This is a genomic window from Arenimonas sp. (assembly GCF_019459675.1).
GTDB lineage: Bacteria > Pseudomonadota > Gammaproteobacteria > Xanthomonadales > Xanthomonadaceae > Arenimonas.
This window is the reverse complement of the sequence record NZ_JAIBFH010000303.1, coordinates 1-13,918: the sequence shown is the minus strand read 5'-3', so window position 1 is coordinate 13,918 and position 13,918 is coordinate 1. Positions and strand designations below refer to the sequence as shown.

Annotated in this window: 11 protein-coding genes and 1 pseudogene; 6 read left to right on the top strand and 6 right to left on the bottom strand. The window is 70.3% G+C overall.

Annotated elements, in window-relative coordinates; genetic code table 11:
- Positions 1-109: 109 nt before the first annotated feature.
- Positions 110-1,021: a DUF72 domain-containing protein gene (locus K0M70_RS10345; protein ID WP_290781791.1), complete on the bottom strand. Its 912-nt coding sequence runs from the start codon at positions 1,019-1,021 to the stop codon at positions 110-112.
- 81 nt (positions 1,022-1,102) lie between these two features.
- The gene (locus K0M70_RS10340; RefSeq protein WP_290781790.1) at positions 1,103-1,705 is read right to left on the bottom strand and encodes a DUF4142 domain-containing protein; all 603 of its coding nucleotides are present in this window, start codon (positions 1,703-1,705) and stop codon (positions 1,103-1,105) included.
- A 158-nt stretch (positions 1,706-1,863) separates the two neighbouring features.
- On the opposite strand from K0M70_RS10340, the gene K0M70_RS10335 reads away from it, so the two are divergent.
- Both K0M70_RS10335 and K0M70_RS10330 read left to right on the top strand, forming a co-directional pair.
- Complete coding sequence (locus tag K0M70_RS10335) at positions 1,864-3,453, top strand: diguanylate cyclase (protein WP_290781789.1); 1,590 nt, start codon at positions 1,864-1,866, stop codon at positions 3,451-3,453.
- 83 nt (positions 3,454-3,536) lie between these two features.
- The gene (locus K0M70_RS10330; protein WP_290781788.1) at positions 3,537-5,237 is read left to right on the top strand and encodes a hypothetical protein; all 1,701 of its coding nucleotides are present in this window, start codon (positions 3,537-3,539) and stop codon (positions 5,235-5,237) included.
- Here the strand turns inward: K0M70_RS10330 and K0M70_RS10325 are convergent.
- Positions 5,201-6,145: a ribonuclease H-like domain-containing protein gene (locus tag K0M70_RS10325; protein ID WP_290781787.1), complete on the bottom strand. Its 945-nt coding sequence runs from the start codon at positions 6,143-6,145 to the stop codon at positions 5,201-5,203. The genes K0M70_RS10330 and K0M70_RS10325 overlap by 37 nt on opposite strands.
- Positions 6,138-8,591 (bottom strand): DEAD/DEAH box helicase, encoded by a 2,454-nt coding sequence (locus tag K0M70_RS10320; protein WP_290781786.1) that lies wholly within the window; start codon positions 8,589-8,591, stop codon positions 6,138-6,140. Before K0M70_RS10320 ends, K0M70_RS10325 begins: the two co-directional genes overlap by 8 nt.
- 177 nt (positions 8,592-8,768) lie before the next feature.
- Here K0M70_RS10320 and K0M70_RS10315 point away from each other — a divergent pair, with 177 nt between their 5' ends.
- The 3 genes and pseudogenes from K0M70_RS10315 to K0M70_RS10305 all read left to right on the top strand — a co-directional run.
- Entirely contained in the window at positions 8,769-10,340 is a 1,572-nt protein-coding gene (locus K0M70_RS10315; protein ID WP_290781785.1) for a leucyl aminopeptidase, read from the top strand.
- A gap of 96 nt (positions 10,341-10,436) precedes the next feature.
- Positions 10,437-11,429: a L,D-transpeptidase gene (locus K0M70_RS10310; RefSeq protein WP_290781784.1), complete on the top strand. Its 993-nt coding sequence runs from the start codon at positions 10,437-10,439 to the stop codon at positions 11,427-11,429.
- 313 nt (positions 11,430-11,742) lie between these two features.
- Positions 11,743-12,255, top strand: a pseudogene (locus tag K0M70_RS10305) (M23 family metallopeptidase); the annotation flags it as partial.
- On the opposite strand, the gene K0M70_RS10300 reads toward K0M70_RS10305, so the two are convergent.
- Positions 12,256-12,582: a hypothetical protein gene (locus K0M70_RS10300; RefSeq protein WP_088435357.1), complete on the bottom strand. Its 327-nt coding sequence runs from the start codon at positions 12,580-12,582 to the stop codon at positions 12,256-12,258. It lies immediately after the preceding pseudogene.
- A 229-nt stretch (positions 12,583-12,811) separates the two neighbouring features.
- On the opposite strand from K0M70_RS10300, the gene K0M70_RS10295 reads away from it, so the two are divergent.
- Complete coding sequence (locus K0M70_RS10295; RefSeq protein WP_290781783.1) at positions 12,812-13,228, top strand: hypothetical protein; 417 nt, start codon at positions 12,812-12,814, stop codon at positions 13,226-13,228.
- Positions 13,229-13,327: 99 nt separating this feature from the next.
- On the opposite strand, the gene K0M70_RS10290 is transcribed toward K0M70_RS10295, so the two are convergent.
- On the bottom strand, positions 13,328-13,918 hold a 591-nt coding region (locus K0M70_RS10290; protein WP_290781782.1), incomplete at its 5' end, for an adenylosuccinate synthetase.

Sequence of the window (13,918 nt, the reverse complement as noted above, 5' to 3'; positions counted from 1 at the left end):
CCGGCCCGCAAGGCAGCGGCCAGGCCGGCGGCCAAACGCACCTCCAAGCCCACCTCCAAGCCCACCGGTGCCGGCGGCCGCTGAAGGCGGCCCCGCCCGCGCCGCGGGCTCAGCCTTGCGCCAGCAGCGCCTGCAGCGTGGCGGCGTTGCGCTGGCCCTGGTCGCCGTAGTTGTTGTTGAAGATGGCGTGGGTTTCCCCGCCCAGTTCGGTCGCCATGCGCTTGAGCGGCGCGGCCAGCCGGGCCAGCTCGGCGTCGGAGTAGTCGTAGTTGAAGCGCTCCGACGCCGCCTCGCCGCCGATGTTCCAGGTGGCGGCGTTGCGGCCGTGCAGGCGCAGCATGGCGAGCTTGTCCGACGTGGCGGCCCACACGGTCGGGATCGAGTTCTCGAAACCCTGCGGCTCGTCCACCACCACGTGGGTGAGGTCGTGCGCGCGCTCGAAGGCCAGGGTCTCTTCGCAGGCGGCGCCCTCGAACCACGAGCGGTGCCGGAACTCCACGGCCAGGTGGTAGCCGTGCAGGCGGCGCGTGCATTCGACGATGTGGTCGTGGGCCCTGGCGCTGCGGTGCACCCACGGCGCGAACTGGAACAGCAGCGCGCGCAGCTTGCCGGCCTCGCGCAGCGGCCGCACGGCGTTCTCGAAGCGCTGCCACAGCAGGTCGCGGATTTCCGCGGGCGTGTCGCGGTAGTACAGGTTGCGGTGCGTGGCGAAGTGCCCGGCCAGCGCCTGCTGCACGTCCCTGGGCAGGGCCTTGGCGGGTGTCTGGTGCCCGGTGAACAGGCGGAAGGCCTTCATGTTGAAGGCGAAGTCGTCCGGCGTGCGTTCGACCCAGGCGTGCGCGTTGCGGGCCGAGGGCAGGGCGTAATAGCTGCTGTCCACCTCCACCAGCGGAAACTTTTCCGCGTAGAAGCGCAGCCGGCCTTCGGCACTGGTGCAGCCGGGCGGGTAGAAGCGCTTGCACTGGATCAGGCTGGGGTCGGTCCAGCTGGCGGTGCCGACGCGCAGGGGGGTGGGGCTCATCGCAACAGCCTACCGCGAGCCGCCGGAGAAGGAAGGCCGCCCGGAGGCGGCGCTTCCCATGGCGTTCCGAATCGGGCGTCCTTACTGCTTCTGCAGCGCCTCCAGGCGCGACAGGTGACGACGCACGATCACCAGCGCGTCCTTGGACAGCCCCATCACTTCCGCGCCGCCGCCTTCGGCGCCGCTGCGGAAGCGCTCGACGGAGGTCTTGTGGCCGTCGATCATCATCTGCAGCCAAGCGGCGTCGAACTCGGCGCCCTGGAGGCCGTCCAGCATCGACAGGTCATGGTCAGTGGCCACGGTCGGCGGCGTGCCCGGGGCCGCGCTGTCGGGGGCCGGGTTGTCGTGGTTGCCGCCCGAGGCGGTGGCCGGTGCGGCGAAGGGACGCACGCCGCCGCCGATGCCCTCCAGGCGTTCGTTCAGCCCGGTGTGGTCGCGTTCGATATCGGTGGCCAGCTCGCGGATGGCTTCCTGGGTGGACCGGGATTTTGCAAGGCGCGCGGCCTCGATTTCCTTGCGACCTGCATGGAGCGACTCGCTGACGACCTTCTGGTCCACTGCCGACAGGCCGTGACTCATGGGGGCATCGTCGTCCTGGTGCGCTGGCTCCTGCGCGCCGGCGGGCACGGCCAGGGCCAGGCCCAGCAGGGAGGCGAGCAGGGTGGTGCGGGGGAACTTGATCATGGGGACTCTCCGAAAAGGCCGGCTACGCGAGGGCGGAGTCGGCGGACAGGGGTGCCCGGTGGCCGGGCAACGATGACGCGGAGCAAAGCACTGCAATAGCCGTGCCAGCCGCTGGTCCTGCGGGGTAAGCTTTGGCCATGGCTCGCCCGACGCCCCCATTGGACCGACCGGACCGCATGCACCTGTGGGTGGGCGGTGCGCTGTTCTTGTTGGCGCTGGTGGCTTCGTGGCTCTTCACCGACTTCGTGACCGGCACCGGCGACCGGCTCGAACGCGACCGCATCCTGTCGCTTGCGCGCACAGCGGCGGCCACGCTCGAATCGCCCCGCATCGCCGCGCTGCAGGGCAGCCCCGCCGACATCGGCAGCGCCGGCTTCGACGGCGTGCGCGACGAACTGCGGCGGGCGCGCGACGTCAACCCGGATTTCCGCTTCGTTTACCTGATGCGCCCGTCGGGCGACGCTCTGGTTTTCATCGCCGATGCCGAAGCGCCGGAATCCGCGGACTACTCCGCACCCGGCGACGCGTACGACGGCCCCTCGGACGAACTGTGGCGCGTGTACCGCACCGGCATCCCCGAGATCCAGCCGCCCTACCAGGACCGCTGGGGCTACTGGGTCACCGCCGTCGCACCGGTGCGCAACGCCAGCGGCCAGGTCATCGCCATCCTGGGCATGGACGTGCGCGCCGACGCTTGGCTGGCGACGCAGGCGCGCTACCGTGCGTTCGCGCTGACGATTTCGGCGCTGCTGCTTTCGCTGGTTGCGCTGTTCACGCTGGGACTGCACCTGCAAAAGCGCAGCGCCGGCCGCCTGGCCGCCTTGAACGGCCAACTCGCCCATCGCCTGGACGAACTGCAGCAGGCGCAGGAGGGCCTGCGCCTGGCCGACGTGGTGGTGCGCCACGCCGGCGAGGGCATCCTGGTGCTCGACCCGGAGCTGCGGGTGCTCAGCGCCAACCCGGGCTTCGAACGCATCACCGGGCATTCGGCCAGCGCGGTGCTGGGGCAGGTTCCGCCGCTGTTCGCCGAAGACTCCGACGTGCTGCAGCAGATCCGCTCGCGCCTGCAGACCGGCGTGCACTGGGAGGGCACGCTGTGGTCGCGGCGCGCCGACGGCGACCGATTCCCGCTCGAGGCCAGCCTGGACGTGGTGCGCGATGCCGCCGGCAAGATCGAGCACCACGTGATGGTGTTCCGCGACGTCACGGTGCAGAAGCAGCTCGAGGACCGCCTGCGCGAACTGTCGGCCACCGACGGCCTGACCCTGCTGGCCAACCGCCGCAGCTTCGACGAGGCGCTGGAGCGCGAATGGCACCGCGCCACCCGCCACGGCGAACCGGTGAGCCTGATCATGGCCGACATCGACCACTTCAAGCCCTACAACGACCTGTACGGCCACGTGGCCGGAGACCGCTGCCTGCAGCAGGTGGCCGCGGCCATCGCGGCCGGCGTGAAGCTCGAAGGCGCGGTGGTGGCGCGCTACGGCGGCGAGGAGTTCGCGGTCATCCTGCCGCGCACCGACGAGGCCGGCGCGCAGGAAATGGCCGAACACCTGCGGCGACGGGTCGAGGCGTTGGGCATCGCCCACGGCGGCAATCCGGTTGGCGGGCGGGTCACGATCAGCATGGGCACGTCCACCCGCACGCCGCCGCAGGCGGCCGACTTCGTCAGCCTGATGCAGAGCGCCGACCAGGCGCTGTACCGGGCCAAGGGCGCGGGGCGCAACACGGTGTCGTCGGCGGAATAATCGCCGGCCGTGGGCGTCGAATGACCGCGGCGCGGGCCGGCTCCCGTTGTCATCGGAAGGATCCAACGCCGGGAGCGATTGCCATGCGGTTCCGATTCTTCGCCTGCCTGCTGATGCTTTGCGGCCTGGCCGCCGCCGACCCCGCGCTGGCCTTTGGCCGCTGCACCGACCCGGGCTATCTGGCCGGGTTCGCCGAGTCGCTGACGCCCCGCCGCTGCCGCACCATCCACACCACCCACGTGCGCTGGCGCGGCGGCGTGGCCGAGGTGCGCGTGATCGTGGACTACACGCCGACGCCGGCGCTGGACGCCGGCCACGACGAGTTCATCCGTCGGGTGGACGAACTGGCCACGCGCCTGGGCCGGGCCATGGACGCGATGGGCGGGCTGACGCTGCCGCCCACGACCGTGTTCCTTTCCAACATCGACTACGGCGGCTTCCACGCGGGCACGTTCGGTGCGGCCGACGAGTGCAAGGTGATCTACTTCAAGACGGCGCGGGAGATCACGCTCGACGCCTTCCTGTTCACGTATGCACACGAACTTTTCCACTGCATGCAGGCCGTGAGTTTTCCCGGCACCTGGCAGCCCGACGCCGAGCAGCGCCGCGCCGGCGCGCTTGAAGTGGACTGGTGGATGGAGGGCTCGGCGGAGTATTTCGCCCACCTGGCCAACCCCGGCAGCAGCGAGGGCCAGCGCTTCATCGGGCAGTTCGACCGGGGTTCGCCGGACGATTCGCTGCTGGACATGAACTACCCCGCCGTGGTGTTTTTCCTTGGGCTGGGGCATCGGCGCGGGCCGGAAGGCGTGCGTTCGTTCCTGCGCCGCATGGCGCCGTCGCCCGGGCGGGACGCGCAGCTGGCGGCGCTGCAGGCGGCGTTGCCGATGCCCGACTGGATAGGTTTCGGGGAGGACTACCTCGATGGCCGCATCCGGTTCCCGGACGGCCGCGACCTGGAGTCGGTGGTCAACAACGGCGCCACCGTGGTATTCGCGGGTGAACAGCGCCACGAAAGCAGCACCGACCCCTACGTGCTCGCGCGCGAAACCTTCAAGTTCAACCGCGGGCGCCGCTACAACCTGGCCATCGAGGGCGCCACCGGCGAGCTGCGCAGCCGCTTCGGAGAAGACGGCCGCTGGACCGACCCACCCTCGCGCGTGCTGGCCTGCAACGAGGACAAGTTCTACACGGTGCTGACCGTGGCAGTCGAAGGCGACGTGCCGCGGCACACCTTCGTCTCCAGCGAGCCCGAGCGCGTGGATGAGCGCGCCTGCTGCCTGATCGGGGACTGGGCGCCGACGCCAGCGGCGGTGGCGGCGCAGGCCGCACAGGTGTCGCAGATCGGCGGTGTGTCGCTGGCGGCGCACGGGGCGTCGATGAGTTGTTCCGCCGTGGGCGAGCCGTGGGTGCTGAGCTTCGAGCCGGGGGCGCGCGGCGAAGTCCGCTGGAGCGGCTTCGGCCACCGCTGCAGCGCCGGTGACAGCACCGGGCAGATGGTGCAGACGGCCACGCGCCGGGGCAGCACGAGCTTCACCTGGGACATCCGCTCGCCCGAGGCGGGAATCGCGCACTACACCGGACAGGACGTGGTGTGGACCTACGACATGCAGATGGGGCCGCTGAGCCTCCCCTCGCGTTCGATGCGGGATTCGGGGCCTTCCACCGGCTCCAACGGTTTTGCCTACACCTGTTCCCGGGACACGCTGACCATCCAGGGCATCTACGGCCTGAGCGCCGACCAGTCCACCTACACGCGCATCGGCGGTGCGCCCATCGAGCCCTGACCGTCCTGGCAGGCCAGCCCGGCCAGGTGCAGGCACAGGCCGGCCAGGCTGCGCAGGTCCTGGGCGTTGTGTTCGGCGACGCGGCGCAGGTCGCGGGCGCTGCCGCCGCGCAGGTAGTCAAGCCAGGCGCGCGGGGCTTCGGAGCCGGGCAGGTCGTCGTCGCGCACGATGTCGAGCACGCGGCGTTCGAGCGTACCGAGGCGGCAGTTTTCCCACCGGCCTTTCCACTGGCGGCGCGCGGGGTGCAGCAGGTCCAGGTGCAGCAGGCCGGTGAGCGGGCTGGGTTGCCGCGCCAGTCGGTAGCGCGTGTTGAGCAGCGGCGCGTCGTAGCACTTGCCGTTGTAGCTCACCAGCACCGTGCCCGGCGCCAGCCAGGCGGCGAAGGTGCGCAGCATGTCGGCTTCGGCGGCCATCGTGGTGGTGGTGAGCTGGCGCAGGCGCAGGTGGCCCTCGCGCCAGTCGGCGGCGCCGATCATGAAGGCGCGCGTGCCGGTGCCGCCGGCCAGGCCGGTGGTTTCGGTGTCGAAGTGCAGCAGGCGTTCGCGCTGGATGGGTCCGAGCTTGGCGAAGGCGGCGTTGAGCACGGGCGGCGTGTCGTGCCAGGCGATGAGTTCTTCGGTGAAGAACAGGCCGGGCGCGATTTCATTGCCGGGCACGTGACGGTCGTTGGCGATCGGGCGCGGCGGCGCCGCGAGCCGCGGTGCGGTGGCCTTGGCGCGGATGCCCAGCAGGCGGCGGATGTGTTCGGGCACTTCGGGCCGCGGCCGGGTGGGCGCGGCGGCATTGGCGGCGGGTTCGCCCCAGGCCGGGGCGCGCTCTGCGAGGTGTGCGGGCAGGCGCGCGGGCGTGGGTGCGGCTACGCCAGCGTCCTGGCGCAGGCGGCGCAGTTTTTCCAGCACGTCAGCCATGCGCATCCTTTCCGATAAGTGAACCTGACCCCGTTTCTTCCAGCAGCGACAGGACGCGGGTGGCTAGGTGCTTGGGGGGAGTGACGGATGTTTCGTCGGTGGCCAGCACCGGCCCGACGCAGGCGGGGCAGCCGGCGGTGCAGTCGCAGGCCTGCAGCAGGTCGCGCGCGCGCTGCAGCAGCTCAGCGCGGCGCCCGTACAGCGGCTCGCTCAAGCCGATGCCGCCGGGGTAGGCGTCGTACAGGTACACGGTGGGGATGAACTGCTCGGGCGCGGCCGGGTCCATCGGCTTGCCGTCGCCGCCGCGCAGCTGGCCGCGGCCGCGGCCGTCGGACGACGCGAACCAGGCACCGTCGCCGCTGCCCACGGCTTTCTGCAGGTCGCGCGCCTCCGCCATTACCGACACCGTGGCGACGATGTGCAGGGCGTAGGCCGCGCCCAGGAAGCCGTCCAGTGCGTCCTGGCGCGAAGGGAAGGCCGCATCCAGCACCGCCGACGGCAGCTGCCACCACACGGCCGTGGTGTGCAGCTCCTGGTCGGGCAGGGTGACCGGGCCGTAGCCGATGTTCTCGTGGGTGTAGTAGCGGATCTTCTTGTAGCCCGACACGCGCCGCACTACGTGCACTTCGCCGTGGTGGGTGCTGCCCTGGCCGGCAATGGCGCCGTCGAAGCGTTCAAGCACCTTGAGCTTGGTGTAGTCGATCGCGTCGGTGTAGTAGTCCACGTGGGTGCGGGTGACGAAGGCCTTGCGGCCGTCCCAGTCGAGCTTTTCGACCTGGTAGGGCACCGACTGCACCATGTGGATGGCGCCTTCGTACAGCGTGAGCGCGGCGGCGCTGTAGTCCACCTCGGCGATGATCGCCTGCTTGCCGTCGGTGCGGTCCACCACCACGAAGTTGCCGTCGGCCACCGAGCGCAGGCCCACGGCGTTGGCCGGGTAGCTGTCGGCGATCCACTCCCAGCGCTCGCCTTCGGCATGCACTACTTCGGTTTCGGCCAGCAGCTCCAGGTAGGGCGTGGCGTCCACGGGGCCGAAGGTTTCGCCGCGAAGGAAGGGCAGCTCGAAGGCGGCGCAGCGGATGTGGTCGAGCAGGATCAGCGGCTGGTCGGCGTGCAGGCGCGCGTGTTCGGGCGGCGCACCTTCGAAGAACTCCGGGTGCCGCACCAGGTACTGGTCGAGCGGGTCGGAGCTGGCCACCAGCACGCCGAGCGACGCCTGCTGGCGCCGGCCGGCGCGGCCCAGCCGCTGCCAGGTGGCGGCGATGGAGCCGGGGTAGCCGTTGAGCACCACCACGTCGAGCGAACCGATGTCCACGCCCAGCTCCAGCGCCGACGTGCTGACGATGCCGTCGATGCGGCCGGCGCGCATGTCGCGCTCGGCGGCGCGGCGTTCGGTGGGCAGGTAGCCGCCGCGGTAGGCGCGGATGCGCGGCGGCTTGCGCGGGTCGTGGTCGAACACGTCCTTGAGGTACTTGGTGAGCACCTCGACCATGGTGCGCGACTGCGCGAACACCAGGGTCTTGAGCCCGGCCTTGATGGCCAGGCGCGCGATGCGGTTGCTCTGCGAGCGGGCCGAGGCGCGCAGGCCCAGGTCGGGGTTGACCACCGGCGGGTTCCACAGCAGCACCGACTTGTCGCCGGTGGGCGCACCGCTTTGCGTGATGGCCGTGACCGGCGCCTCGATCACCGCTTCGGCGTGCTGCTTCGGGTTGCCGATGGTGGCCGAGCACAGTATGAACTGCGGGTTCGCGCCGTAGAACGCGCAAACACGCTTCAGCCGCCGCAGCACGTTGGCCAGGTGCGAGCCGAACACGCCGCGGTAGGTGTGGATTTCGTCAATGACGACGAACTCGAGGTTCTCGAAGAACTGCGCCCACTTGGTGTGGTGGGGCAGGATGCCCTGGTGCAGCATGTCGGGGTTGGACACCACGATGTCGCCGTGCAGGCGGATGGCCTGGCGGGCATCGCCCGGGGTGTCGCCGTCGAAGGTGTTGGCACGCAGGCCGAGGTCGCCGGCCTTGTTCAACTCCAGCAGCTCGGCCACCTGGTCTTGCGCCAGGGCCTTGGTGGGAAAAAGGTACAGCGCCTTGGCCTGCTTGTGCATGGCGGCCGCCACCACCGGCAGCGTGTAGCACAGCGTCTTGCCTGAAGCCGTGGGCGTGACCACCACGATGTTCTCGCCGCGCTGCGAGGCCGCCCAGGCAGCCGCCTGGTGGCTGTAGAGCTGGGTGATGCCGCGGCTGCGCAGCGCGGCCGCCAGGGCTTCGGGCAGGTCGGCGGGGAAGGGCGCGTAGCTGCCTTCGCGGCCGGGCAGGTGGATGACGCCGGTGATGCGGTCGGCGTATTTCGTGCCCAGCCTGGCCGTGAGCGCCTGTGAGGTTTTCTCCGGCACCGGCAGCAGGCCGGTGGCGTGGCGGTGCGGGGCAAGCTGCGTGGTGGGAGGCATGGGCGGGGCACCGGGGACGGGCGCCCAGCAGACGCGCTGTGTGTCTCACGCCCTGCGACTGGGCCGGATCGAAGTCGTGACATGACGATTACAGGAGGGCAGGCATTGTTATAAGGTAACGCCGCCCGGATGCCGGGTCGGCCCCCGCCCGTTGGCGTCACCAGCCCTGGAGATACCGTGAATCGATTTGCAAGCCTGTCCGCCGTCATCGTGGCCATCGTGGCGTTCGCCGCGCCGTCGCCTGCCGATGCGCAACGCAAGCTTGAGTTCGCGCCTTACGCCGTCCCGGCTGAGGGTGCGGTGGCCGTCGTGGTGCGCCAGGGCGCGCCGATGGAAGGTGCGTTCGCCGAGGTTGATCGCGTCAGCGGCGGTGCCCTGCAGCGCGCGGTGGCCGCCGCGGGCTTCATCGGCGACCGCGGCGTGATGCTGAACCTGCCGGGCGTCGGGCCCTACCAGCAGGTGGTGCTGGTGGGCGTTGGCAGCGAGGCGGCGAGCCCGCGGCTGCTGGAAGACGTCGGCGGCCTGGTCGGCCAGGCCGCTGCGCTCAGCGGCGCACCGCGCATCGAACTGCTCTGGCCTGGCACCGATATCGCCATGGCCGGCGGCCACCTGGCGATGGGCGCGTCACTGGGCCAGTACACCTTCCGCAATTACCGCACGCCCAGGCCCGGAGCCCCGGTGCTGGGCCAGGGTGAACTGGTGCTGCGGGTGGCCGATGCCGAGGGCGCGCGACGCGCCTGGACCGCCCAGTGGCAGCCGGTGGCCGAAGGCGTGCGCTTTGCCCGCGACTTGGTGACCGAGCCGGCGAACACGATTTATCCCGAGTCCTTCGTCGAACGCACGCGCGAAGCCTTCCGCGACGTGCCCGGCGTGAGCATCGAAGTGCTCGACGTCCCGGCGATGCAGGCCCTGGGCATGGGCTCGCTGCTGGCCGTGGGCCAGGGCAGTCAGCGGCCGCCGCGCCTGCTGGTGGTGCGTTACCGCGGCGGCGGTCGCGACGAGGCCCCGGTCGCCTTCGTCGGCAAGGGCATCACCTTCGACACCGGCGGCATCTCGATCAAGCCTTCGCTGAACCTTTGGCAGATGAAGTACGACATGACCGGGGCCGCTTCGGTCACCGGCGCGGTGCTGGCCCTTGCCAAGCGCGGCGCCCGGGTGAATGCCATCGCCGTCGCGGCGCTGGCCGAAAACATGCCGTCGGGCACCGCCACGCGCCCCGGCGACGTGATCCGCACGATGAGCGGCAAGACCTACGAAGTGATGAGCACCGACGCCGAGGGCCGCATGGTGCTGGTGGACGCGATCTGGTTTGTCCAGCAGCGCGACCGTCCGCGCGTGGTGATCGACGTGGCCACGCTCACCGGCTCGCAGGTGACGGCGCTGGGCGACGAGTACGGCGGCCTGTTCACCCGCGACGAGGCGCTGGCCGCGAACCTGCTGGCCGCAGGCGCTGCGTCGGGCGAAGACCTGTGGCGCCTGCCGCTGCACCCCAGCTACGCCAAGGACCTGGAGTCGCCGATCGCCGACCTGCGCAACGGTGGCAGCACGGCGCGCGCGGGCGCCGGCGTGGGCGCGTTCTTCATCGGTTCCTGGGTGCAGGAAGGCGTGGCGTGGGCGCACCTGGACATCGCTTCGATGGCCTGGCGCGACCTGCCCGTCCTGCCGACGGTGCCGCTGGGCGCGTCCGGCTTCGGCGTTCGCCTGCTCGACCGCTACGTGCGCGACCACGTGGAAACGCCGGCGCCCTGATCCCGCGTGAGGCGACGGCAGGCGGCGCGCTGCGCCGCCGCGGTTCATGTTGACGCTTCCATACTGGGTTTGAATCCCTGACCTGGCGACAACGACATGACCCACCCCAAGTTCCCGGCGGCGCTGTTGCCCCTGCTTCTGCTGTCGCTGCCGCTGCCGCTGTGGGCGCAAGAGCCGCTGCCGGCGCAGGCGCCCACGCCATCGCCCGCGGTACCTGCCGCTGATGCCGGCGCTGAGGCCGAAGCCGAAGCCCGTTCAGTGCTGCGCGCCCAGGTGTTGCTTGATCGCGCCTGGTTCTCGCCGGGCGAGATCGACGGCGTCAGCGGTTCCAACGTTGCCAAGGCCGTGGCGGGCTTCCAGCGCAGCCACGGCCTGACCGACAGCGGTGAGCTCGACGAAGCCACCTGGGCCGCCCTCGAGGAAGGCGCCGTGCCCACGCTGGTGGACTACACGCTGCTGCCGGACGACGTGGCGGGTCCCTTCGTCACGGCGCCGCGCGACATGATGGAGAAGGCGAAGCTGCCCGCGCTGGGCTTCGCCACGGTGGCCGAGTCGCTGGGTGAGCGTTTCCACGCCAGCCCGAAGCTGCTGCAGTCGCTCAACCCCGGCAAATCCCTGGACCGGGCCGGTGAAGTGATCCGGGTGCCCAACATCGACGGCGTTGCCGAGCTGCCCAAGGCCGCCAAGGTGGTGGTGGACAAGTCCGACCTGGTGGTGCTGCTGCTGGACGCCGAAGACAAGGCTTACGCGCAGTTCCCGGCCTCGGCAGGCAGCAACCGCGACCCGCTGCCGATCGGGGACTGGAAGATCAACGGCGTCGCCCGCAACCCGGTGTTCAACTACAACCCCAAGCTGTTCTGGGACGGCAACCCCGAGCACAGCAAGGCCACGCTGCCGCCGGGCCCGAACAACCCGGTGGGCGTGGCGTGGATCGACCTGTCCAAGCCGCACTACGGCATCCACGGCACGCCCGAGCCCTCGCGCATCGGCAAGACCGAGTCGCACGGCTGCATTCGCATGACCAACTGGAGCGTGATGCTGGTCGCGGGCGCGGTGTCGCCGGGCATGGTGGCGACGCTTCGCGAATGACGCCTGGCTTGCCGGGAGACAGCGCATGAACCGAGCGGCGATGTTCGTGGCCGGTGCCCTGTCGGGCGCGCTGGGGCTGGGCCTGGTGCTGGTGGGCTGGGATAGGCAGGTGACGGTGGTGCCCACGCCGCCGCCCGCCGTCGTGGCGGCACAGCCGTCGGTGCCGTTGGTGCCGGCGATGCAGGCCGCGCCGCGGGTGGAACTGCCGTCGCCGGAGATGCCGCGCGGCGGCAGCGAGCCCGCGCCGCTGCCGCGTCCGGCCGTGGTGGTGGTGCCGCCGTCGCAGCCGGTGCCGGGCGAACTGCCGGTGGATGCCGAGGCCCCGCCGGTCGCCCAAGCGCCGGTGCCGGATGCGCCTGCGGCCGCGGTGCCCTTGCCCGCGCTGTCGCTGATCATCCCGGTCGATGGCATCACGCCCGCGCAGCTTTCCGACACCTTCACCGACGCGCGCAGCGAAGGCCGCGTGCACGACGCGATCGACATCCTCGCGCCGAACGGCACGCCGGTTCTTGCCGTTGCCGATGGCACGGTGGAAAAACTGTTCGACAGCGTGCGTGGCGGGCTGACCGTCTATCAGTTCGAACCGAGCGGCCGCTACTGCTATTACTACGCGCACCTGGACCGCTATGCCGAGGGCCTGGCGGAGAAAAAGACCATCAAACGCGGCGAGGTGATCGGCTATGTCGGCAGCACCGGCAATGCCAGCCCGGAAGCACCGCACCTGCATTTCGAGATCCATGTACTGGGCCCGGAGAAGCAGTGGTGGAAGGGCGAGTCGATCAATCCGTACCCGGTATTGAAGGGCGCGCCGCTTGCCGCCCAGTGATCAACGTGCAGCGGATGTTGCGTCCCGTATCGCCCGTGCCAGTTCCCAGGCCCGGCCGCGCAGTGCATCCAGCCGCTCGTTGAGTTCGCCCGCGTCAGCTTTCCATTGGAAATGGCCGTTGCTGTAATCCTGGCCCAGCGCGAGATCATTGAACGATCCCATGCCGCCATAGGCGCGCAGCAGGCTCTCCGGCGCGTCGGGGGCGCCCTGCTCGAGCTTGAGCTTGACCCGCTGCATCCAATCCGCCCAGTGGCGCTCCCCGTCGCTACGCAGCATCGCTTCGAGCTCGCTCACCACGGCATGCAGCGCGCGGCTGGCGCTGCTCATCGCGAAGGGTGTGTCTCCAGACTCCATTTCGCCCCGGCGGACCGTTGAGAGGCTGCACAGCATGCCATGGCCTCGATAACCGGCGCGATCACGACGCGCCAAGGGTCGCGGCCGACCAGTAGAACTACTGGCGCGAATCCGGGAATTTGCCGTTGTACCGATCACCGACGCGGCGGACACTGGCCGCTGACGGCCCGCCTCGACCACCGCCCCCATACTGGAGACCACCATGAAGATGCTCGCGCCGCGCGTTGCCCTGCTCCTTCTCTGCGGCGTGGTGGCGGCCGGCACCATAGTGGCGCAGGAACTGCCCGCCACGGCCGCCGACCGCTTCGCCCTGCTCGATCGCAATGGCGATGGCAGGATCAGCCGGGATGAGTACGACGGCGATGCCTTCTTCCGCGTGCTCGATGCCGACCACAACTACCGGGTGACGGTGGATGAAGTGCAGGCGGTGCTGGGCCCACAACGCGACGGCGAGTTCTCGGCAGCGGAATGGGTACGCATCACCGATCTTAACGGCGACGGCGAACTGAGTGCCGAGGAGATGCGTCGCTCGTCGCAGATGCGCTTCCAGAGCCTGGATGCCAACCGCGATGAGAACCTGGAGCTGTCGGAACTGCAGATGGGCGTCGGCCGGCGCTGAAGCGTATGCGGGCGCGCCAACGAAAAAGCCCCGCTCGCGCGGGGCTTTTCCTTCAGACCACGTAGCACTGCCGGGCGTGACCCGGCACTGCGCGCCTGATCAGGCGAACGGATCCTGCAGGACCATGGTGTGGTCGCGGTCCGGGCCGGTCGAGACGATGCTGACCGGGCAGCCGGCCAGCTCTTCCAGCGCGCGCAGGTAAGCGCGGGCGGCCGGCGGCAGGTCGTCCCAGTTGGTGATGCCGTGGGTGTTCTCGGTCCAGCCCGGGAACTCCAGGTACACCGGGGTGCACTCTTCCCAGCCCTGCGCGTCCAGCGGCGCGTACTCGGTACGCTTGCCGCGGTATTCGTAGGCGATGCAGACCTTCAGCTTTTCCATGCCGTCGAGCACGTCCAGCTTGGTGATGCACAGGCCGCTGATGCCGTTGATGGCAACGGCGCGCTTGAGCGCGACGATGTCCATCCAGCCGCAACGACGCGGGCGACCGGTCGAAGCGCCGTACTCGGCACCACGGTCGCGGATGCCCTGGCCGACTTCATCGTCCAGCTCGGTCGGGAACGGACCGCCGCCCACGCGGGTGGCATACGCCTTGGCGATGCCCAGCACGTAGTCGATCGCATCGGCGCCGACGCCGGCACCGGCCAGCGCACCGCCCACGGTGGTGTTGGAGCTGGTGACGTACGGGTAGGT